The sequence below is a fragment of the Parasphingopyxis sp. CP4 genome (genome assembly GCF_013378055.1).
Classification (GTDB): Bacteria; Pseudomonadota; Alphaproteobacteria; order Sphingomonadales; family Sphingomonadaceae; genus Parasphingopyxis.
Genome location: NZ_CP051130.1, coordinates 742173 through 762376, shown reverse-complemented (window position 1 = coordinate 762376; position 20204 = coordinate 742173). Strand labels below are relative to the sequence as shown.

The following is a 20204-nucleotide window of genomic DNA, read 5'->3' as shown; positions in this document are numbered from 1 at the left end:
GTGTAAAGGGCATATATGCGGCGCGGAATAATCTTGGCAGGTGGTGCCGGTACGCGCCTTCATCCGCTAACCCTTTCGGTTTCGAAGCAGCTCCTCCCGGTCTACGACAAGCCGATGATCTACTATCCGCTGTGCACGCTGATGCTGGCAGGAATCACAGAGATATTGGTGATTACCACTCCGGAGGATCAAGCACAGTTTGAAGCCCTGCTCGGTGACGGCACGCAATGGGGGATAACCCTGTCTTACGCGGTACAACCAGAACCCGGCGGCATTGCTCAAGCGTATCTCGTGGGTGAGGATTTCGTGGCCGGAGAGCCCTCTGCTCTTATCCTTGGCGATAACATCTTCTTTGGGAGTGGGTTGGAACAACTGCTGACCGCCGCCGCTGCGCAGACCGAGGGTGCCACGGTTTTCAGTTACCCTGTCCAAGACCCTACCGCCTATGGCGTTGTCGCATTCGACGAAAATGGTCGGGCTGTTTCTATTGATGAGAAGCCAAAATCTCCAAGATCGAATATGGCCGTGACCGGTCTGTATTTCTATGACGGCAAGGCAAGCGACTATGCGCATGGACTAACGCCATCGGCACGTGGCGAACTGGAAATCACTGACCTCAACAGATGCTATCTAGAGGATGGAGCCCTCACTGTTGCCAGATTGGGGCGGGGCTATGCCTGGCTCGATACGGGAACCCATGAAGCTCTAATGGACGCCAGCCAATTTGTTCGGATTGTTGAGGAACGCCAGGGCATGAAGATTGCTTGTCCGGAAGAAATTGCATGGCGGAAGGGCTTTATTTCAACGGCAGGCCTCCAAACTCTGGCCAATGAAATGGGCAAAAACAGATATGCCGGCTATCTCCTGCGTGTCGCAGAAGAGGACGGGAAGTGAAGTTTCTCCCGACAGAATTAGACGGTGTTCAACTAGTCGAGCTTGCGAAATTCGAAGATGAACGCGGCTCATTCATGGAAACTTGGCGGGAGGATCAGTTCTCAACTGCCGGAATAGCTGGCCCCTGGGTCCAGGATAATTTCAGCCGGTCGGCGCAGCATGTACTCCGGGGCATCCACTATCAGGTACGCCAGGCCCAAGGAAAACTGGTCCGCGTGTCCAGCGGCCGTATCTATGATGTCGCCGTCGATTTGCGGCAGGCTTCGTCCACATTTGGCCAATGGACAGGGCATGAACTTGACGCCGACCGGCCAGTAATGCTGTGGATTCCGCCGGGATTTGGACATGGCTTTCTGACCCTCTCTTCCACCGCCCATGTCGCATATAAATGCACAGCATATTATGCCGCCGAACATGATCGAACGATCATCTGGAACGATCCAGATATTGGCATCGAATGGCCGCTTCCCGACAATCAAAAGCCAACTGTTTCGGAGAAAGACGCAGCAGGATTACCGCTGGCCGAAGCAGATCTTTTCGAATGAAGATTATTCTGTTCGGCGCAGCAGGGCTGCTCGGCAGCGCGATCTCTCGAGCGGCATCTGGTGACCATGAGATAATCGCCTTTACTCATGCTGATCTCGATATCTGCGATAGCGCTGCAATTGACGATGCGATCCGCTCGAATGCTCCGCATGCCGTCATTAACTGCGCAGCTTATACGGCAGTCGATGCAGCCGAGACCGACCTTGAAATGGCGCATTCTACCAATGCCGAAGCGCCCGGGAAAATCTCTGAGATTTGCGCTCAGTCCGGCTGCACGTTCGTGCATATTTCAACTGACTATGTGTTTGGCGGTACGGCGGAACGCCCCTACCCCGCCAACGCGTCGGCCGATCCTATCAATGCCTATGGCCGTACAAAGCGCGACGGCGAGGTTGCGGCGCTCGCACATGGCAATCCATTGATCGTGCGCTCATCATGGCTTTACGGAGCCGAGCACGGCAATTTTCTCACGCGAATGCTGGAGTTGATGAGGGAGCAAGACGAGCTGAAGGTTGTGGACGACCAATTTGGCGTCCCGACCCACGCAAACAGCCTGGCCAATGCTATTTTGATTCTCATCGGCGAAACCGCACAGGGCATTCATCATTTTACTGATTCTGGTAAAACAAGCTGGTTTGGTTTTGCATCAGCAATCGAAACGAAGGCGCGCAAAATGGGGTTGATCGGTGGCTGCAAGATTACACCGATCGCGACACGAGATTATCCGACCGCAGCCGCACGGCCGCTATACAGCGTCCTCGACTGTTCACCGACTTGGGCGATTACCGGCACGCCCAAGGCTTGGGAAACGGAACTCGATAGCGCGCTGAAGATATGGGAAACCAAACAATGAGCGCTATTCTCATCACCGGAGGCGCGGGATTCATCGGCGCAAACTTTGTCCGCCGCTGGCGCGCTACCCATCCCCAGGACGAAGTTCTAGTCCTCGATGCTCTGACTTATGCTGGCCATCGCGAAAGCATTGAGGATGTGGCGGATGTCGAACTGATTGTCGGCGATATTGGTGATTTCAAGCTGGTCAGCAGCTTGCTCTTGGACCGAAATATCGACCGGATCGTCCATTTCGCTGCTGAGAGCCATGTCGATCGATCGATCCATGGGCCCGATATCTTTATCGCGACAAATGTGATGGGCACGCTCAACCTGCTTAAGTCCGCGAAGAAAGCCTGGCTGGACAGCGGCACGGGCCGACCGCACCGGTTCCACCACATTTCAACCGATGAGGTTTATGGAAGTCTCGCACCGGATGCGCCTGCCTTTCGAGAAGACACGCCTTATGCGCCGAATTCGCCTTACTCGGCATCAAAGGCTGGGTCGGACCACATCGTCCGCGCCTATCACAGTACCTATGGATTGGACGTAACCACGTCCAACTGCTCGAATAACTACGGTCCGTATCAACTTCCGGAAAAACTGATCCCGCTGTTTCTCACCAACGCACTGCACGGGAAAGGATTGCCGATTTACGGCGACGGCCAACACCGGAGGGATTGGTTGCATGTGAGCGACCATTGTCGCGCAATTGAGTCGATTATCGATCACGCGTCGGCCGGCGAAACTTATAATATTGGCGGCGGAGCGGAACTGGCCAATCTCGATCTCATCGACCGGCTGTGCACTGTAATGGATCGCGCATTTGCTGCTGATCCAAGTCTCGCTGAGGCATTTCCAGCGGCTGCGGCAGCAAAAGGGGATCCAACTGCATCGCTAAAGACGCATATCGAAGACCGGTTAGGCCACGATCGCCGATATGCCGTCGACGACAGCAAGTTAGTCAAAGATCTTGGCTTTGAACGTGCGTACACAATCGATGACGGGCTCGAACAAACCGTCCGCTGGTATCTCGATAACGCAGCGTGGTGGCGCGCTGTATCAGCGCAACAAAAAATGGATTGAGGAGAATGGCGCGCCCGGAAGGATTCGAACCTCCGACCCCCTGATTCGTAGTCAGGTACTCTATCCAGCTGAGCTACGGGCGCGCGGGAACGGGCGATGTAGTCGGACTGGGTGTCGGGCGCAACCCCGTTGCGGGCAAAAGCCGCACCGCCTAGAGGAAATTGATGAACTACAGCGCATTGTTCTTTCCGCCGATCCTGCTCCTTGCCGCTTGTGCAGGCCCGGAAGGAGAATCACCTTCGCTCGCTCCGCGTCCGATCGAGGGCATAATTGATCAGCCCATTCGCGGAATAGCCCCTGTTGCCTCGGCTGACGATCCGACCCTCGCCAGTCAGATTGCACAACTTGTGGATCAGGCAGAAACCGGCAATCAATCATTCACCGCCCAATATCCAGAGGCCGTGGCGGCGGTTGACCAGGCTGCCGGAAGTGCCTTGGAGAGCGAAGCATGGATCGAGGCACAGCTCGCTGTGAGCGCGCTTGATTCTCTGCGTTCGGAAACGGTGCGGGCATTAGGCGGTCTGGACAGCATCTTGGCCCAACAAACTGTCGCAGGAGAGCCTGCTGAAACTGAACGGTTGTTGGCAGCGCGTGAGCACGTAGCGGCACTGTACGCAGATCAAAACCGCCGCTACGACGCGTTAAACTCGCGGCTTAGGACTGATTGACAGCATCCGCATGTTTGGGCGCAAGCTCGGCATAATGCATGGTACCGAGATTGTTGATCGCTTGCTGCTGCTCGGTCAGGTCACGCATCTTTCTTGCAGGACTGCCGCCCCACATCTCGCCTGCCTTGATGATCTTGCCCGGGGTTAGCATCCCGCCGGCGGCGATCATCCCGCCGCTTTCGATCTCGCAGCCATCCATCACAATCGCACCCAAGCCGACAAAGCTTTTATCGTGCAATTTGGTGCCATGGATCATCGCCATATGGCCAATCAGCACGTCATTGCCGATGATCGTCGGTATGCCGGGATGATCCGGGCCATGGTCACCATCGCAATGGACAACCGTGCCGTCCTGAATGTTGGAACGTTCGCCCACCTCGATATAGTTCACATCAGCGCGCAGCACGCAATTGTACCAAATGCTGGCCCCCGCGCCGACACGCACGTCCCCGATCAACCGACTTCCCGGCGCGATAAATGCGCTCTCATGGATTTGTGGGCTTTTGCCATTGAACGGGATGAGGCTGACATCTTTCATTCTGGGCGATCCTTTACATAAACGACATGATGTTTGAGCGGGCTATCGTCATCCAGCCTGGGATGGTCGAAATCAAGCTCAGGGCGATGAGATAGGCCGATTTTTTCCATTACGCCTCGGCTTGGGTGATTAGTATCGGCGGTCAGTGAAACGATGCGTGGAACATCGCGCGCGTCCCACACCCAATTGAGACAGGCCGACGCAGCCTCGGACGCCAGGCCCTTGCGCCAGAATGATCGGGCAAGACGCCACCCTATCTCAAGGTCGCCTTCGATCGGGCAGGCAAAGTCAACGAGCATGAAGCCGGTGAAGCCAATGAATGCCCCGCTGGCCTTCTCCTCAAGTGCATGCAGGCCGAGCCCACACTGGCTGAAATGGCGATGAATCCGATCGACAAGAGCATCGCTCTCTTCGCGGCTCAGCACGCTCGGAAAATAGCGCATCACTTCGGGGTCGGCATTCATAGCCGCGAACGGCGCACAATCTTCGTCACGCCATTCGCGCAAGATCAACCGGTCCGTCTCCAGCCTCATGTCAGATCTTTGCGTGTCTGCGCCCAGTCTTTTGCGACAATCCGGTATACAATCTCTGGACCGACGACCGGCCCCCATTTTGCATCCCAATAGTCGAGATCGGGCCTCCGTGTCATACCGAGCCGCTTCATCAAGCCCCAAGAGGATGTGTTCCCATCGATCGTAAAGGCTGAGACAAACTCAGCATCTAGCTGGTCAAAGGCGAAGTCCATCGATGCAATCGCGGATTCCTTGGCAAAGCCTTGGCCCCATGCCTCCTGACGCAAGCGCCACCCGATTTCTGGAGACCCAAGATCTGGCGCGCCATCGCCGTCAACCCGCTTGAGCCCACAAAAGCCAAGGAACAAACCGTTATCCTTGCGTTCGAGTGCCCAGAAGCAATGACCGTTCTTCGATTGGCTGGCGATACACCGATCTATTCCAGCGTCGCTTTCTTCGCGCGTTTGCGGGCCGCCCATATGCTCCATAACGGCCGGCTGCGATGTCAGATGTGCGAACATCTCCGCCCGGTCCGCCTCACGCCAATTGCGCAAGAGCAGCCGTTCGGTCTCGATAACGACATCATCACATTCGTCAGGCATCTAGTTCCTCATTGTCAGGCCCGGCCTTGGTCAGTGAATAGCGGGCAATCCAGTAGAGTAACGCGCCTAGGACAACGAATAGTCCGAGCACCCGCCATGCCTCAAAGGTCGATTGGCTGGCCGCCCATAGGCACATGGCGGTGGCAACGGCAGGAACACCCCAATGTCGGACAAACGCCCAGATCGAAGCGAAAGTATCGAGCCCGGCGCGCTTCCGGATCACCGTCAGCGCGGCAATGCACAACAGATAGGAGAGCAAGCGCGCGAGCGAGGTGACGATCGCGAGCAGGACGAATGTGCCACTCAGCGCAACGACCAAGCCAAGCCCGCCATAAAAGAGGATCGATCGATCAGGCGTCCCGAAACGCGGCGAGATATGCGCAAACCACCGCGGCAACAGACCATCTTCGGCCAAGCCGAAAGTCATGCGCGGCGCAGAGACCACACCTGCCATCACATTGCCGGCGATCGAGAATACGGCTGCCAATCCAAGGACTATGGCGCCGGTCGGGCCGATATAATGTTCGGCCAATGCCACCAGCGGTGTTTCGGTGTCCGCAAGACTGCCTGCCGAGTTGGTGTAGACCCACTGGATCGCGAAGTAGAACAGGGTCGCCAGGATTATAGTCGTAATCATCGCCTTGGGCAGCGTTCTCTTCGCGTCCCGCATCTCGCCGGCCGGAACATTGGCACCTTCAAATCCGACAAAAGCGTACAGCGCGACAAGCGCAATGGATTCGACAGCCGTGAATTCCGGAAGCTGGAACTGCGGTGCGGGTGCGGCCTCAAACAGCCCCCAGATGACCAAGCCGATCAACGGCAACAGCTTTAATATCGTGAATCCTGACAATGCCTCCATCGCTCGCTTCACGCCGATCACGTTGATGGCCGTGAAAGTGACAAGCACGACGACCGATGCGATGGACGAAGCGACCGGATCATTGAGTACCGGCCAGAGTGCTCCCGCATAAGCGACCAGCACCATCGTATTGGCGCCCAGCGCCGCTACGCGAGAGAGGTAGAGCAGCCAGCCTGTCTGGAAGCCAACCACCGGCCCAAAAGCTGTCCCGGCATAAAGCTGCGCCCCGCCCGTGCGATCAAAATAGCGCGCGAGATCGGCAAAGCAGATGACAATCGATGTAAATAGAAATCCGAAGATCAGGATCAGCCAGGGCGCAAAACTGCCAACCGCTGCATCAAGACGACCGGGCAGCGCGAAAATACCCGCACCGATAATCCCGTTGAGTGCCAGAAAGGTAACGCCGACAACGCCGATATCGCGTCTCAGCTGCGCCGATTTTGGATCGCCCCCGTCAGAAACTATCCGTCTCCAGCCATCAGGCGCGCGGCATGCAGGGCATGATAGGTGAGCACGCCCGAAGCCCCTGCCCGTTTGAAAGCAAGCAGCGTTTCGAGCACCAGTGCGTCGCGATCACCGGCTCCAGCAGCAGCCGCAGCCTCAATCATCGCATACTCGCCAGATACTTGATACGCGAACACCGGAACCGCAAACTGCTTCTTCACACGGCGGACAATATCGAGATAGGCGAGCCCGGGCTTCACCATCACGCTATCGGCACCCTCTTCGATATCGAGAGCCACTTCCCGGAGCGCTTCATCGCTATTGGCCGGATCCATCTGATAGGTTTTCTTATCGCCCTTGAGCAGGCCGCCACTGCCCACAGCATCGCGGAATGGACCGTAGAACGCGCTCGCATATTTTGCCGAATAGGCCATGATCTGGACGTTGCTATAGGCTTCATCCTCAAGGGCTGAGCGAATGGCGGCAACGCGGCCGTCCATCATATCCGACGGGGCAATGATATCGGCCCCTGCCCGCGCCTGGTTCAATGCCTGTTCGACCAGGATCGATACCGTGTCGTCATTGAGCACATAGCCGCTATCGCCAATCAGGCCGTCCTGGCCGTGCGATGTATAGGGATCGAGGGCAACGTCGGTCAGAATTCCGATATCATCGCCCAGTGCATCCTTGATCGCGCCGATCGCGCGGCACATGAGATTGTCCGGATTGAGCGCTTCTGCGCCATCATCCGATCGCAAGTCCGGCTGTGTGTTTGGAAACAGGGCGATGCAGGGAATGCCCACGTCACGGGCCTCGGCAGCGCGGGCAGCGATCTGTTCCACTGGCCAGCGCGAAACCCCCGGCATTGTCGCAATCGGCTGCTCTGCATCGCCATCGGTGACGAATAGCGGCCAGATGAGATCGGACGGATGGAGCCGGTTTTCACGCACCATCGCGCGCGACCATGAGGTCGCCCGGGTACGGCGCATGCGCGTGGCGGGATAGGCTGCAGCGGTCATAAGATCAGTTTTAGCGGGGATATTTGCTGCGGGCTACAATTTCGTCATTGCGAGCGCAGCGACGCAATCCAGAGCATTGAGCGCTTGCAATTGCGGCTCTGAATTGCCGCGTCGCCTTCGGCTCCTCGCAATGACGGATTATCCCAACCGCTGCAAAGCCGCCCTGAGCCGATCTGCCTCGGCGGTCTTTTCTGCATGGTCAGCCCGCGCCTTTTCAACCGCTTCGGGCTTTGCCTTCTCGACAAATTGCGGGTTGGACAAACGTTTATCGAGCGATAGCGCTTCTTTTTCCGTCGCTTCCAGCGCCTTGCCGAGGCGCGCCTTTTCCGCATCGAGATCAATTACGCCTTCAAGCGGCAGGACATAGGTCGCTTCATCAACCGGTATCTGCGCCGCGCTGCCTTCGGGTGCGGGATCACGGCTGACATTTTCGATACGCCCAACCCTGCCAAGCGCAGCTGATTGGCGATCGAGCCGCGCCAAGGTCGCATCCGACGCATCACGAATATGGACCGTCAGCTTGGCACCCGGCGGGATGTTCAGTTCAGACCGGGCCGTCCGCGTCTCACTGATCAACTTGATCAACCAGGCTATCTCCTCAGCGGCATCCGCATCCAATTCGGCCCGCGGATCTGGCCATTTCGCGACAATGATATCGTAGCTGCGATCACCCATGGCATGCCACAGTTCTTCGGTGATGAACGGCATGAACGGGTGGAGCATCACCAAAATCTGATCGAGCACCCAACCGGCGACTTCCCGGCATTCCTCAGCATCCTCACCATCCATCTGCGGCTTGATCAGCTCGAGATACCAGTCACAGAAACGATCCCAGACAAAATGGTAGACCGCATCGGCTGCGCCATCGAAGCGCAGATCGTCAAACGCCTTGTTCAATGCAGCCAGCGTCTGGACTGTTTCCGAGATGATCCAGCGATTGACCGGTAGGTTGGCTGGCGGCGCCTTGAGCGTTGTGCTCGCTCCGATACCGTTGGCCTGGCAGAAGCGCGCGGCGTTCCAGAGCTTGGTTGCAAAGTTGCGATAGCCTTCTACCCGCTTTTCATCCATCTTGATGTCACGGCCCTGGCTTTCCATCGCCGCCATGAAGAAGCGCAGCGCATCGGCACCATATTGATCGATCAGCCCAAGAGGATCGACCGTATTGCCCTTGGACTTGGACATCTTTTGCCCGTCCGCGGCGCGTACCAGGCCATGCAGATACAGCGTGTGGAACGGCACTTCGCCCATGAAATGCATGCCCTGCATCATCATTCGCGCATCCCAGAAGAACAGGATATCGAAGCCGGAGATCAGCACGCTATTGGGATAGTGGCGTTCAAGATCCTTGTTCTCGTCCGGCCAACCCATGGTGGCGAACGGCCAAAGACCGGAGGAGAACCAGGTGTCGAGCACGTCACCATCGCGGATCAGCGCAACATCGTCTCCGGCCAAGGCCTGCGCTGCTTCCTCATCGGCGGCGACATAGCATTCGCCATCATCGCCATACCAAGCCGGGATCCGGTGACCCCACCACAATTGGCGCGAGACGCACCAGGGCTGGATATTTTCCATCCAGTTGAAGAAAGTCTTTTCCCAGCTCTTCGGTACGATATCGATGGTGCCATCGCGCACCGCCTTGATCGGGCCTTCCGCCAGTTTCTCGGCATCAACATACCATTGGTCGGTCAGCCAGGGCTCAATGACCACGTTCGAGCGATCACCATAGGGCGTCACGATCACGCGATCCTCGACCTGCTCCAGCAAGCCTTCGCCATCGATCATCTCGACGACCTTTTTGCGTGCGTCGAAGCGATCCATGCCGACCAGTTCGTCGGGGATCAGGCCATCCGACGTCTGGCACACCGCGGCATCGGCATCGAGCATGTTGAGCATCTCGGCAGCTTTGAAGCCCGCGCGCTTCCCGACTTCGAAATCATTGAAATCATGTCCCGGCGTGATCTTCACCGCACCCGAACCCAGCTCAGGATCGGCATGTTCGTCGGTGATGATCGGAACGAGACGCCCGGTAATCGGCAATTTCACGTTCTTGCCGACCATATCGGCATAACGCTCGTCACTGGGATGGACGGCCACCGCCATATCGGCGAGCATCGTTTCCGGACGGGTGGTCGCGACGCTGATAGCGCCGCTGCCATCTTCCAGTGGATAGCTGAAATGCCAGAAATGCCCGCTGGTATCGGTGTTTTCGACCTCAAGATCCGAAATAGCCGTCTTGAGACCCGGATCCCAGTTTACGAGCCGCTTGTCGCGATAGATCAGGCCGTCATTGTAGAGATCGACGAAAACCTTGGTGACGGCCTTTGAAAAGCCCTCATCCATGGTGAAGCGCTCATTCGACCAATCCATCGAACAGCCAAGACGGCGCAGCTGGTCTGTTATCGTACCGCCGCTTTCCTCTTTCCACTCCCAGACCTTCTCGACGAATTGCTCGCGCGTGAAATCAGTCCGCTTCTGCTGCTTTTCGTTCAACTGCCGTTCGACAACCATCTGCGTCGCAATGCCGGCATGATCGGTTCCAACAACCCAGAGTGAATCTTTGCCAAGCAGGCGCTGATGCCGGATCAGGATATCCTGCAGCGTGTTATCCAGCGCATGGCCGATATGCAGAGATCCCGTCACATTGGGTGGAGGGTTCACAATGGTGAAAGGCTCACAATCGTCGCGCTCGGGGCGGAACAATCCTTCCTCTTCCCAATGGGAATACCAACGGCCCTCGATAGCCGCAGGATCAAAATGTTTGGGTAGCTCGCTCATAGCGATCAGCCGTTAGCAAGGCCTGCCGCGCCGCGCCACAGTTTTGGTCCGTGAAGCGCAGCAATCACCTAGCCGGCATCCCGGTCCGCATAGACGGTATCAATATCCTGCCAGGCCTGTCGCCGCATATTAGCCTTGATCTCAACGAAAGCCGGTTGCGCTGCCATTTCCTGTGCACGTGCAACGGCCCGGTCCACAATCTCATCCGCCGGTACGAGTTCATCGGCCAGCTCAGCCTCGATCGATTCCTTTGCGCCATACAGGACCGAAGTCAGCGCTAGCCGCCGGTGCCAGACCGGGCTCAGCCCATATTCCATGATGATTTGCGGGATCTGCGGAAATGGCAGGCCCGCTTTCGCTTCCGGCAGACCAATTTTCAACTCTTTGTCCGCAATCAGCGTCCAATCAGCGGCGATCGCCACAATCCCGCCTGCCCCGATGGCATGACCGGTCACCGCAGCGACAACCGGGCACGGTAAGCGCATCAGGGCCGCGCAGAAATCGTTGATCCCCCAGAATAGCCGGCGACGCATTTCGAGATCGGCATCGGCCGCCTGTTTGATATCGACACCGGCGGTAAACACGCCATTGGCGCCGGTCAGGACCATTCCGGCCTCAGGTGGCGCATCTGCGGTTGCAGCAAGCAGTGCTGCCCCCTCTTCGAGCGTTTCCGCACTCAAAGCGTTTAACGGCGCTCGATCCAGCGTGACGACCAATGTGCCATCACGGTTTTCTGTATGAAATACGCTCATTCTGCGGTCTCCGCATCTTCTCGCGTCCAACGCCCTACCCAGGAATAGACCGCGCGATGCCATTGCAGACTGTTGCGCGGTGAATTGATCCAGTGATTTTCATCGGGGAAGATGAGCAATTGCGATTCAACACCCCGTCGCTGGAGCGCGGTATAGGCGGACAGGCTCTGGCTGTAGGGAATGCGGAAATCCAGCTCGCCATGGATCACAAGCATCGGTGTCTGCCAATTCTCGACATGATGGACCGGATTCCAGCGTTCATAGGCTTCTTCACGGTCATAATAAGGCCCGCTGAAATCCCATTCCGGGAACCACAGCTCCTCGGTGCCATAATAGAAGGGGCGAAGATCGAAGATACCGGCATGATTGACGAGGCAATCAAAGCGATCAGGCCAATTGCCGGCGATCCAGTTCATCATATAGCCGCCATAGGACGCGCCGAGCGCGCAGATCCGATCGCCATCCATCCAGGGATTGTTTTCCAGAACGGCCTCCAGGCCAAGCTGCAAATCTTCCAGCGGTTTTCCGCCCCAGTCATTGTTGATGCTGTCGGTGAATTCTTGTCCAGACCCTGTGCTGCCATGGAAATCCACGGTCACCACGGCATAGCCTTGGGCCGCCATGGCGGCGGGATTCCAGCGATACGACCAGCTATTGCCAAACGATCCTTGCGGGCCTCCATGTACGAAATAGGCGACCGGGACACGATCACCGTCGGAAACACCGGCAGGCCGGAAAATCTGCCCACGAACTGTATCGCCTTCTGCGCCTTCAAAGGTAAATTCTTCGCGGGTCGGCATATCCAGCTCTGCGAAGTAGGTGCCATTGACGTTGGTCAGCTGCTCCATCGTGCCGTCAGCGGCAATGCGATGAATATCGGACGGTGTGAGTGCACTCGCCAGGGTTACGAGTATGGATCCATCTTGCTGGGGCGCGACCGATCCGATGCTGCCAGCGCCGGAAATTCGCTCGATCCTGCCCTCGGAGAGGATATACCGGAAGATTGCGGTATCCAGACCTTCCTGGGTAACCAGATAAACGGCCTGCAGATCGGCTGACCATGCGATTCCACCGATACTGCGATCCCAGTTTTGTGTGAGCGCGCGGGTTTCTCCCGTAATGAGATCGCGCAAATGCAATACCAGTCGATCGCTCTCATAACCGGGCCGTTCCATCGCAACATAAGCCAGATACCGCCCATCAGGCGATGGCGTCGGCAAGGAATCATAGGCCTGATTGGCGTCGGTTAGATTTTCGGGCGGTGTCGAGCCATCTGCCGCCACCCGATAGATATCGAGATCAGTTGAAGTCGCCTCGCTTGCACCGCCTTCGCGCAACGCAAAGAATATCGACGCGCCGGTCGGATGCCAGGCAATCTGCTCGCTGCCGCCAAATGGTCGGGTTGGCGTGTGGCCATTGAGGGAATGAGAGAGCACAACACCGTCGCCGCTCGCTACACCATCGGTCAGCGCGAACGTCACTAGACGGGATTGGGCGTCGTTATTCCAGCTACCCCAATGCCGCACCATCAGTGCATCGTATGAACGGCCGGTGCCAGCGTCTGCCGCTTCTTCTTCGTCCGGACAGCTTGCGGTTTCGCAGCCGATTGCTTCGTCGAACCAGATCGCGATCCGATCAGCGCCCGGCCCAATGCTGAATCCGGCAACATCCGCCTCAACATCGGTGGCCTGGATCGGATCGCCTTCGCCCAGCGGCGCGCGCCACACCTGGCTCGATCCGCTTTCATCGGAGAGGTAAAAAATCTGCTCGCCGTCAGCTGAGAATACAGGACCACTTTCGTTGACGTCAGCGGTTGCACGCCATCGTTCGGCAACAGAACCCGGCTCCCGAAGATCAAGCAACCACAGATCGGTTGGGCGGGAATTCGCCTCAAGATCTGGTTCGGCCAGCGAGAAGACCAGCATTCCGCCATCCGCGGATACACTGGACCCACCGAGCCGATTGAACTGAACCAGGTCTTCCGGCGTGAAATTGCGCGCCATTGCAGGATGAGCAACAGCAAGAGCGGTTGCGGCGAGACCGAATTGTAGGATGTTTCTCATGGCATCGCTTGATAGCGCGCCATTTCTGGTGCGCAAGCCGCGTTAGTCTTGTCCTGCAGCGATCCTTGCTATCTCGCGTGCGACCATTTCCTCAACGATTGCCGGAAGGTTATCGTCGAGCCATTCCTTCAGCATCGGCCGCAGCATCTCGCGAACCAATCCTTCCAGCGGATGGGCATCGTCTTCGGCCTCATGAGTATCCGCAGGCTTGGCTATTGCCGCAAGAGCCGCAAGCGCCGCTTTGCTGGCTCGAACGGTCTCGTCCGAAGCAATTGCCTCTTTGGCGCTCTCCGTATCGACATGAGTCGGAGCGGCTTCTTCGGCCACGGACTCATCTGGCGTTTCAGCCTGAACCGTTTCCGTCAGCTCGAGAACATCATCTGCGACAGGTGGTTCGCTGGTCTCAATTACCGGCCGTTTGCGCTGTGAACGCGCATCAGGCGCAGCAACGGGAGCCTCGCCATCTTCAGCGATGATCTTTTTGATGGAAGCTAGAATCTCTTCCATCGTCGGTTCATGGTTAACGTCGCCCATTTGCGCGACATGCCTCAATTTTCTGGATTTGTCACGACGCGTTCTGGATTATCCACAGTGCGTGTCGATTGAGTCACAGGGCGTGGATCGTCGTTCCAATCGAAGAATTGGTCATCGACGCGCTCATAATTGACGCTTGGATCATAAAGAACACCGCCATCAAGCCCCAAATCCTGGGCTTCTGCCTGTCCCATCGCCGCCAACAGGTTGAACCCGGCGACATAGGCGTTGCGGCGGGCCGTAACGAGATCGACCTGACTGTTCAGCAGTTCTTGTTCAGCGTTAAGAATGTCCAATATCGTCCTTAAACCAACCGAATTTTCTGCGCGAACACCTTCCAACGCCAACTCATTGGCCTCAACGGCGGTTTGTGTGGCGTCAATCACCTGCAATGTCGCGCGATACCGCGAAAAAGCTGCACGAACATCGGCGACAACAGCCCGTTCGGTCGCGATAACGGTTTCCATCGCTTGCGTGCGCAAAGCCTGGGTTTGACGGACACGCGCCGCTGGCTGACCACCCTGATAGATTGGCAAGGTCGCCCGTAAACCAACAGTGGCGGTCGTTTCTTCCTGGACAAACTGGTTCCCAAGGGGGCCACCAAGCGTATCGAGGTAATTGGTGTAATTCCCGCGGGCGAAGGCTTCTAGCCTCGGGAGACGCGCGCCGCGCGCTGCCGCGATATCACGGCGCGCTGCTTCGGCGCTTTGCTGCGCGGATATCAGATCCGGATTGTTGACGATTGCGACGTCTTCTGCCGCGTCAGGAGTTGCTGGCAGATCTGGAAGTGGCGGTGGCGGCTCAAGATCTTGCGGCCAGTCGCCAACCAAACGGAGATAATTCTCTTCTGCGGCCGCGAGTTCCGCTTGGGCAGAATCGAGATTAGCCCGAGCCGTAGAAAGCCGCGCTTCTGCCTGGGCGACGTCCGTCCGGGTCAGATCGCCAATTTCAAACCGATCGCTGGTTGCTTGCAAATTGGTGTCGAGCACACGAACCTGATTGGTATTGAGCTCAACAATGTTGCGGTTGCTGATAACGTCGAGATAGGCGCCAACGACCTGGGTGAAGAGATTGGCCTCGGTCGACCGCAAATCTGCCTGGCCAGCTTCGACTCGATCGCGCGCCGCGCGGATCCGGTTGCGCACCGTACCCCCTTGATAGATGGGTAGCGTCGCATCGGCCTGTCCACCAGTTATCCTGGATGGCGCCGTAAAGCTGTTCGGCGAAGTCCGGACATTCTCATTGTAGAAACCGGACACGGAAACCGATGGGCGGCCATCCGCTAGTGTCAGCGGCACATTTTCGTCATTCGCCCGCTGGCCAGCCCGTGCTGCATTGAGGGTCGGATTGGTCTGGTACGCCTCCAGCAGTGCACCGCGCAGCGTTTCGGCCGAAACCGGCACTGTGGCCAATGCCGCCGCAGCTGCACCGATGGAAATTAATGTCGCTCTGGCTCGCATGCTCATCATCCTAAAATACGAATTCCCGCGGGCGTTCAAACCCGGGTAGCTGCGTCGCCTGGGCATCCAAATATGCTGATGTTCCAAAGGCATCGCCAAGTTTGCGGCCGAATACGAGCCGCGTTACGCCATCTTCAATCAGGCCCGATGTGAGGCGTCCACCATCGGCAAGCTGATCCACCAGCGCCTGGGGAATATGTTCGACCGCACCATCAACCAGAATTGCGTCATAGGGACCGCCCTGCGTCCATCCATCGGTCAATGCACCCTGGACACATTCGACATTGGGATAGTCGGACAATGCCGTCTTACCATGGGTGACCAGAGCGTCATCTTCCTCAAGGGCAACGACAGATTTTGCGATCCGCGAGCACAAAGCACTCGTATAACCGCCAGCGGATCCAACCACGAGAACATGGTCATCCGGTGAAAGGCCAAGCTCGGTAATCAGTCGCCCGGTCGCGAGTGGAAGATTCATGCGGCGTCCATCGACGAGCGGCAGCAACATCTCGGCATAGGCCAGCGAAGCCTTGTCGGACGGCACGAAATTTTCGCGCGGAATTTCGGACATAATCTTCACGACACGACGGTCATCGACCGCACTGGTCCTGAGCTGGCTTTCTACCATTGCCAGGCGCATCGCTTCGAAATCATGGCTCATAATGAGTTGGCCTTGTTATTCGTCGGTATTTCTTTAGCTGTCTTATATAAGCAATACAGCTGCGTCAACGCTGCCTTCTATCGATATTGTGCGTTTAGGCCAAGCATACTCTCCACCCCTTTCGACAAAAGCACGGTTGCGCTTGACAGATTGCTGCTGCTTGCCCATTTGCGCGCCCTCCAAACGTTTCCGCGGGGCCCGATGGCGGAGTGGTGACGCAGCGGATTGCAAATCCGTGTACGCCGGTTCGATTCCGGCTCGGGCCTCCAAACTGTTTTTCCTTGAGTTTCTGGAACAAAAAGGCGCAATGTCAGCGCACTTGTCGCGCAATCTGCGACATACCCAGGGGAAAATCATGCGCTACAATGTCATTGTCCAGCTGTTTGGCGGCATTCTAGCGATCATCGCGATCGTGATTGCGCAAAGCCCCGCCTATTCGCAATCCGGTGAGCGTGTCGCGTTGGTAATCGGTAACAGCAATTATTCACCCGAAAGTCGTTGGGAACCATTGCCCAATGCGGCGCGCGATGCCGCATACATTGCGGATCTACTTGCACATCCGGCGCGCGGCGATGCTCAGTTCGATGTCACATTGGTAACCGATGGCACATTGGATGAGATAATCGATGCGTTGACAGCATTTGGCGAACGGGCGGCGCTTGCTGATGTAGCCATCGTCTATTTTGCCGGGCACGGCATCGAATATGGGCTGCAGAACTATATTGTTCCGGTTGATGCGCCGGCATCGCTGAGTCCGGACACAATCAACGCCTATTATATCAATATGGACGCAATCGTCGGCGCTGCGGAAACACAAGGTTTCAGCATCTTTTTCCTCGACGCATGTCGGTCTGCTGTCCAGACTCGCAGATTTGCAGAATTGCCCGAAGGCAGCCGAGCGTCATTCTTTGGAGCAGTCGACGCGCCAAATTCTGTCGTATTCTATGCCACTGCAATGGGTGACGAAGCCTATGATGCGGTGCCCGACGATCATCCGCTGAGCCCGTTTGCAACGGCTGTCGGACGTGGGATCAGCTTTCCTGGGCTCGATTTGCCCTATGTCTTTACCCATGTCCGCGAACATGTCGCTAATGTGACCGCACATTTCGACAAACCGCAATTTCCACAATTTGCCGGATCATGGTCGCGGCCATTCTACTTTCTGCCCCCCGGATCGTCTCCCCTGCCCGCTATCGACATTGCAAGTCAGGACGTCGAACCGGCTCCCCCGCCGCAGCGGCTAGACATCCCTCTCGAAACACTCAGCACCGTCGACGAGCCGATCTTGGTGGTGCGCCTGCTGGAGCAATATAGCGTCGAGGATCTGACAGAGATGGCCGAGAGCGGAGATCCGCTCGCGTTGTACCTGGTCGGTTATATGTACGCCAATGGCGTCGCTGTAGAGGAAGACCTTACCGAAGCGCGCCGGTGGCTAGAGCTCGCGGCGGAGACCGATCATCCGGCAGGATTATTGGAGCTCGGCTATTTTCTGTCGCGCCATGGGACGGCTGATGAATATCCGCGCGCCTTGTCGTTGATGCGGTCTGCAAGTGATCTGGGCTATGCCAAGGCGAAATCACATCTTGCCGCCGTGCTTTTGGTCGGGACTTTGGGGGTAACCGATGTTGCCGAAGCCACGCGCCTATATCACGAAGCGGCCGAGCTCGGCCACGCTTGGGCACATTATGCGCTAACTCTCCGTCGCGATCGTCCCGACGTGCAAATTGCTGCTCTCGAAGCGCTGGCAAATGCGGACAATGACGAAGGCCATAACTGGCTGTGCGAGATTTCGCAGGCTGGCTTCGAAATTGAGCAGGCGTTCGAACATTGCCTGCAGGCCGCGCGCGTCGGCTATTCGATTCCGCGTGCCTATACTGCGATTATGTACGCAACCGGAGACGGTATCGCTGCATCGCAGTCTCGAGCACGCTATTGGGCGCAGCTCGCCGTGGATGCTGCTGATCTTACCCCGATCCTCAAGACCCGCATGGAAGCAATCCTAGCCGAAGGGTAACGCTCAGCACTGATTGTAACACAGCATCTGGCGTCGCAGCGCGCATCCGCTATATGCGGCGCGCCCATGATCAATTTCAGCACCATCAAGGTCCGCCTCGGCGGGACCATCATATTGGACGGCGCCACTGCTGCGTTGCCGCCGGGGGCGAAGGTCGGCCTGATCGGTCGCAATGGCGCGGGCAAATCAACATTGATGCGCGCGTTGACCGGCCAGATCGAATGCGATGATGGCACGATCGATATGCCGAAAGACATGCGGATCGGCTATCTCGCGCAGGAAGCACCGGCTGGCCAGCAATCGCCGCTCCAAACGGTTCTCGCGGCGAATTCCGAACGAACCGATCTTCTTGCCGAAGCAGACCGCGCAACCGACCCGCAACGGATTAGCGATATTCATGAGCGGCTCAATGCGATGGATGCGCACGCCGAGCCGGCGCGTGCTGCGCGCATTCTTGGCGGTCTTGGCTTCAATGAAGAGATGCAGGCCCAACCGCTGGAAAGTTTCTCGGGTGGTTGGCGGATGCGTGTCGCATTGGCAGCGCTCTTGTTCACCGCACCCGACATGCTGATGCTCGACGAGCCGTCCAACCATCTCGACCTTGAGGCGACACTGTGGCTCGAGAATTTCCTGCGCGACTATCGCGGTACGATGCTGGTGATCAGCCATGAACGCGACCTGCTCAATAATGTGGTCGACCACATTCTCCATCTGAAAGCTGGGCGGACGAAGCTCTACCCCGGTGGCTATGATGCGTTTGAAAAACAGGCGGCTGAACAGGCTGCACAAGCTGCATCGGTTCGTGCCAAGCAGGTCGCCGAGCGCGAAAAACTGCAGAAATTCGTGGATCGTTGGCGTGCCAAAGCGCACGCCGCAAAACAGGCGCAAAGCCGCATGAAAGCGCTGGCGCGCATGGCACCGGTCGAAGCGGCTGTTGAAGATCCGACATTGGTATTCGGCTTCCCCAGCCCCGGCGAAATGAAGCCACCTATGATTGTGCTCGACGATGCGGCGGTCGGCTATGAGGAAGGTACGCCAGTGCTCTCGCGCGTGTCGCTCCGGATCGATCCGGAGGACCGCCTCGCCTTTCTTGGCCGCAATGGTAACGGCAAGACGACCCTCGCGCGGCTGATCGCCCGGCAGCTGTCACCGATGGACGGTGAGATCGCGATCCATGGCAAAACCCGGGTGGGCTATTTCACCCAATATCAGGTCGAAGAGCTGGACGGCGATGATACGCCACTCGATCACATGACCCGTGTCATGCCCGATGCAAAACCCGGCGCGGTACGAGCGCAGCTTGGGCGGTTCGGATTTACGGGCGACAAGGCCACTATCGAAGTCCGCAAGCTATCCGGCGGTGAACGCGCCCGGCTGGCACTGGCTCTGATCACGCGAGATGCACCGCACTTGCTGATCCTGGATGAACCGACAAACCATCTTGATGTCGATGCACGAGAGGCGTTGATTCAGGCACTGGCTAACTATTCCGGCGCGGTTGTGATCGTCAGTCATGACCGCCATATGCTGGAACTTACCGCTGATCGCCTCATCCTCATCGAAGATGGCACAGCCCAAGAATTTGACGGCTCGATCGACGACTATACGGATCTGGTGCTGCGCAAGAATGAGCCGGCAGCCGAGGCCAAAGCCGGATCACGGAAAAATGCCAAACAGGCGCGGCGCGATGCCGCGGAAGCGCGCAAACAAAGCCAGGCCCTGCGCAAGCGCGCCAAGGATGCGGAAGCGTTGATCGCAAAGTTCGAAACCGAACGATCAGTCATCGATCAGGCCATGTTTGCCCCAGATGAGGCCAAGGGCGAACTTGCGTCCGCAACGATGACCGAGTTGATGATGAAACGCGCTCAGCTCGACGAGAAAATCGCTGAGCAGGAAGAGCTTTGGACCCAAGCGTCCGAAGCGCTCGAAAACACAGCTTCCTGACC

18 protein-coding genes and 2 tRNA genes are annotated in these 20204 nt (G+C 57.4%); 8 read left to right on the top strand and 12 right to left on the bottom strand.

From position 1 onward, the window contains the following. Nucleotides 1-15 precede the first annotated feature (15 nt). From rfbA to rfbB, 4 genes are read left to right on the top strand one after another with little or no spacing between them, the layout of a single operon-like run. Nucleotides 16-894, top strand: a complete 879-nt coding sequence (rfbA, locus tag HFP51_RS03595) for a glucose-1-phosphate thymidylyltransferase RfbA (protein WP_176874407.1) — start codon at nucleotides 16-18, stop codon at nucleotides 892-894. Next, nucleotides 891-1439: a dTDP-4-dehydrorhamnose 3,5-epimerase gene (gene rfbC / locus HFP51_RS03590; protein ID WP_176874406.1), complete on the top strand. Its 549-nt coding sequence runs from the start codon at nucleotides 891-893 to the stop codon at nucleotides 1437-1439. The genes rfbA and rfbC overlap by 4 nt, the downstream gene beginning before the upstream one ends. Further along, nucleotides 1436-2293 (top strand): dTDP-4-dehydrorhamnose reductase, encoded by an 858-nt coding sequence (gene rfbD / locus HFP51_RS03585; protein ID WP_176874405.1) that lies wholly within the window; start codon nucleotides 1436-1438, stop codon nucleotides 2291-2293. Before rfbC ends, rfbD begins: the two co-directional genes overlap by 4 nt. Continuing rightward, complete coding sequence (rfbB, locus tag HFP51_RS03580) at nucleotides 2290-3357, top strand: dTDP-glucose 4,6-dehydratase (RefSeq protein ID WP_176874404.1); 1068 nt, start codon at nucleotides 2290-2292, stop codon at nucleotides 3355-3357. The genes rfbD and rfbB overlap by 4 nt, the downstream gene beginning before the upstream one ends. 6 nt (nucleotides 3358-3363) lie before the next feature. On the opposite strand, the gene HFP51_RS03575 is transcribed toward rfbB, so the two are convergent. After that, nucleotides 3364-3440 (bottom strand) — tRNA-Arg (locus HFP51_RS03575). A gap of 81 nt (nucleotides 3441-3521) precedes the next feature. Between HFP51_RS03575 and HFP51_RS03570 the strand changes: the two genes are divergently transcribed. Next, entirely contained in the window at nucleotides 3522-4025 is a 504-nt protein-coding gene (locus tag HFP51_RS03570) for a hypothetical protein (RefSeq protein WP_176874403.1), read from the top strand. Here HFP51_RS03570 and HFP51_RS03565 read toward each other — a convergent pair. From HFP51_RS03565 to HFP51_RS03515, 11 genes are all read right to left on the bottom strand, one after another. Continuing rightward, on the bottom strand, nucleotides 4012-4563 hold the full coding sequence (locus HFP51_RS03565) for a gamma carbonic anhydrase family protein (RefSeq protein WP_176874402.1): 552 nt from the start codon (nucleotides 4561-4563) through the stop codon (nucleotides 4012-4014). The two genes, HFP51_RS03570 and HFP51_RS03565, sit on opposite strands and share 14 nt — an antisense overlap. Further along, nucleotides 4560-5096 carry a GNAT family N-acetyltransferase gene (locus HFP51_RS03560; protein WP_176874401.1) on the bottom strand — a complete coding sequence of 179 codons (537 nt, stop codon included), beginning with the start codon at nucleotides 5094-5096 and terminating at the stop codon, nucleotides 4560-4562. Before HFP51_RS03560 ends, HFP51_RS03565 begins: the two co-directional genes overlap by 4 nt. After that, complete coding sequence (locus HFP51_RS03555; protein ID WP_176874400.1) at nucleotides 5093-5677, bottom strand: GNAT family N-acetyltransferase; 585 nt, start codon at nucleotides 5675-5677, stop codon at nucleotides 5093-5095. Before HFP51_RS03555 ends, HFP51_RS03560 begins: the two co-directional genes overlap by 4 nt. Beyond that, entirely contained in the window at nucleotides 5670-6899 is a 1230-nt protein-coding gene (locus HFP51_RS03550; RefSeq protein WP_370462965.1) for an APC family permease, read from the bottom strand. The genes HFP51_RS03555 and HFP51_RS03550 overlap by 8 nt, the downstream gene beginning before the upstream one ends. A gap of 98 nt (nucleotides 6900-6997) precedes the next feature. Next, the gene (hemB, locus tag HFP51_RS03545) at nucleotides 6998-7999 is read right to left on the bottom strand and encodes a porphobilinogen synthase (protein WP_176874399.1); all 1002 of its coding nucleotides are present in this window, start codon (nucleotides 7997-7999) and stop codon (nucleotides 6998-7000) included. Between the two features lie 138 nt (nucleotides 8000-8137). Next, the gene (locus HFP51_RS03540; RefSeq protein ID WP_176874398.1) at nucleotides 8138-10774 is read right to left on the bottom strand and encodes a valine--tRNA ligase; all 2637 of its coding nucleotides are present in this window, start codon (nucleotides 10772-10774) and stop codon (nucleotides 8138-8140) included. Nucleotides 10775-10842: 68 nt separating this feature from the next. Further along, nucleotides 10843-11526 carry an enoyl-CoA hydratase/isomerase family protein gene (locus HFP51_RS03535; RefSeq protein ID WP_176874397.1) on the bottom strand — a complete coding sequence of 228 codons (684 nt, stop codon included), beginning with the start codon at nucleotides 11524-11526 and terminating at the stop codon, nucleotides 10843-10845. Continuing rightward, a complete protein-coding gene (locus HFP51_RS03530; RefSeq protein ID WP_176874396.1) occupies nucleotides 11523-13589 on the bottom strand; it encodes a S9 family peptidase in 2067 nt (688 codons plus the stop codon). The genes HFP51_RS03535 and HFP51_RS03530 overlap by 4 nt, the downstream gene beginning before the upstream one ends. A gap of 42 nt (nucleotides 13590-13631) precedes the next feature. Then, nucleotides 13632-14123 carry a DUF2497 domain-containing protein gene (locus tag HFP51_RS03525; protein ID WP_176874395.1) on the bottom strand — a complete coding sequence of 164 codons (492 nt, stop codon included), beginning with the start codon at nucleotides 14121-14123 and terminating at the stop codon, nucleotides 13632-13634. Nucleotides 14124-14137: 14 nt separating this feature from the next. Next, nucleotides 14138-15592 carry a TolC family outer membrane protein gene (locus tag HFP51_RS03520; RefSeq protein ID WP_370462933.1) on the bottom strand — a complete coding sequence of 485 codons (1455 nt, stop codon included), beginning with the start codon at nucleotides 15590-15592 and terminating at the stop codon, nucleotides 14138-14140. A gap of 1 nt (nucleotide 15593) precedes the next feature. After that, a complete protein-coding gene (locus tag HFP51_RS03515; protein ID WP_176874393.1) occupies nucleotides 15594-16244 on the bottom strand; it encodes a protein-L-isoaspartate O-methyltransferase in 651 nt (216 codons plus the stop codon). A 195-nt stretch (nucleotides 16245-16439) separates the two neighbouring features. Here HFP51_RS03515 and HFP51_RS03510 point away from each other — a divergent pair. The 3 genes from HFP51_RS03510 (at nucleotide 16440) to HFP51_RS03500 (ending at nucleotide 20202) form a co-directional block, all read left to right on the top strand. After that, nucleotides 16440-16513, top strand: a tRNA-Cys gene (locus HFP51_RS03510). Nucleotides 16514-16599: 86 nt separating this feature from the next. Then, nucleotides 16600-18258 carry a caspase family protein gene (locus tag HFP51_RS03505; protein WP_176874392.1) on the top strand — a complete coding sequence of 553 codons (1659 nt, stop codon included), beginning with the start codon at nucleotides 16600-16602 and terminating at the stop codon, nucleotides 18256-18258. Between the two features lie 66 nt (nucleotides 18259-18324). Then, entirely contained in the window at nucleotides 18325-20202 is a 1878-nt protein-coding gene (locus HFP51_RS03500; RefSeq protein WP_176874391.1) for an ABC-F family ATP-binding cassette domain-containing protein, read from the top strand. Nucleotides 20203-20204: the final 2 nt, after the last annotated feature.

What these genes read in the sequence shown, in the direction of transcription:
- HFP51_RS03515 (WP_176874393.1), bottom strand. Translation starts at nt 16,244, where the DNA reads ATGAGCCATGATTTCGAAGCGATGCGCCTGGCAATGGTAGAAAGCCAG.
- HFP51_RS03505 (WP_176874392.1), top strand. Translation starts at nt 16,600, where the DNA reads ATGCGCTACAATGTCATTGTCCAGCTGTTTGGCGGCATTCTAGCGATC.
- HFP51_RS03525 (WP_176874395.1), bottom strand. Translation starts at nt 14,123, where the DNA reads ATGGGCGACGTTAACCATGAACCGACGATGGAAGAGATTCTAGCTTCC.
- HFP51_RS03520 (WP_370462933.1), bottom strand. Translation starts at nt 15,592, where the DNA reads ATGATGAGCATGCGAGCCAGAGCGACATTAATTTCCATCGGTGCAGCT.
- rfbA (WP_176874407.1), top strand. Translation starts at nt 16, where the DNA reads ATGCGGCGCGGAATAATCTTGGCAGGTGGTGCCGGTACGCGCCTTCAT.
- HFP51_RS03540 (WP_176874398.1), bottom strand. Translation starts at nt 10,774, where the DNA reads ATGAGCGAGCTACCCAAACATTTTGATCCTGCGGCTATCGAGGGCCGT.
- HFP51_RS03565 (WP_176874402.1), bottom strand. Translation starts at nt 4,563, where the DNA reads ATGAAAGATGTCAGCCTCATCCCGTTCAATGGCAAAAGCCCACAAATC.
- HFP51_RS03555 (WP_176874400.1), bottom strand. Translation starts at nt 5,677, where the DNA reads ATGCCTGACGAATGTGATGATGTCGTTATCGAGACCGAACGGCTGCTC.
- HFP51_RS03535 (WP_176874397.1), bottom strand. Translation starts at nt 11,526, where the DNA reads ATGAGCGTATTTCATACAGAAAACCGTGATGGCACATTGGTCGTCACG.
- rfbB (WP_176874404.1), top strand. Translation starts at nt 2,290, where the DNA reads ATGAGCGCTATTCTCATCACCGGAGGCGCGGGATTCATCGGCGCAAAC.
- HFP51_RS03570 (WP_176874403.1), top strand. Translation starts at nt 3,522, where the DNA reads ATGAACTACAGCGCATTGTTCTTTCCGCCGATCCTGCTCCTTGCCGCT.
- HFP51_RS03500 (WP_176874391.1), top strand. Translation starts at nt 18,325, where the DNA reads ATGATCAATTTCAGCACCATCAAGGTCCGCCTCGGCGGGACCATCATA.
- rfbD (WP_176874405.1), top strand. Translation starts at nt 1,436, where the DNA reads ATGAAGATTATTCTGTTCGGCGCAGCAGGGCTGCTCGGCAGCGCGATC.
- HFP51_RS03530 (WP_176874396.1), bottom strand. Translation starts at nt 13,589, where the DNA reads ATGAGAAACATCCTACAATTCGGTCTCGCCGCAACCGCTCTTGCTGTT.
- hemB (WP_176874399.1), bottom strand. Translation starts at nt 7,999, where the DNA reads ATGACCGCTGCAGCCTATCCCGCCACGCGCATGCGCCGTACCCGGGCG.
- HFP51_RS03560 (WP_176874401.1), bottom strand. Translation starts at nt 5,096, where the DNA reads ATGAGGCTGGAGACGGACCGGTTGATCTTGCGCGAATGGCGTGACGAA.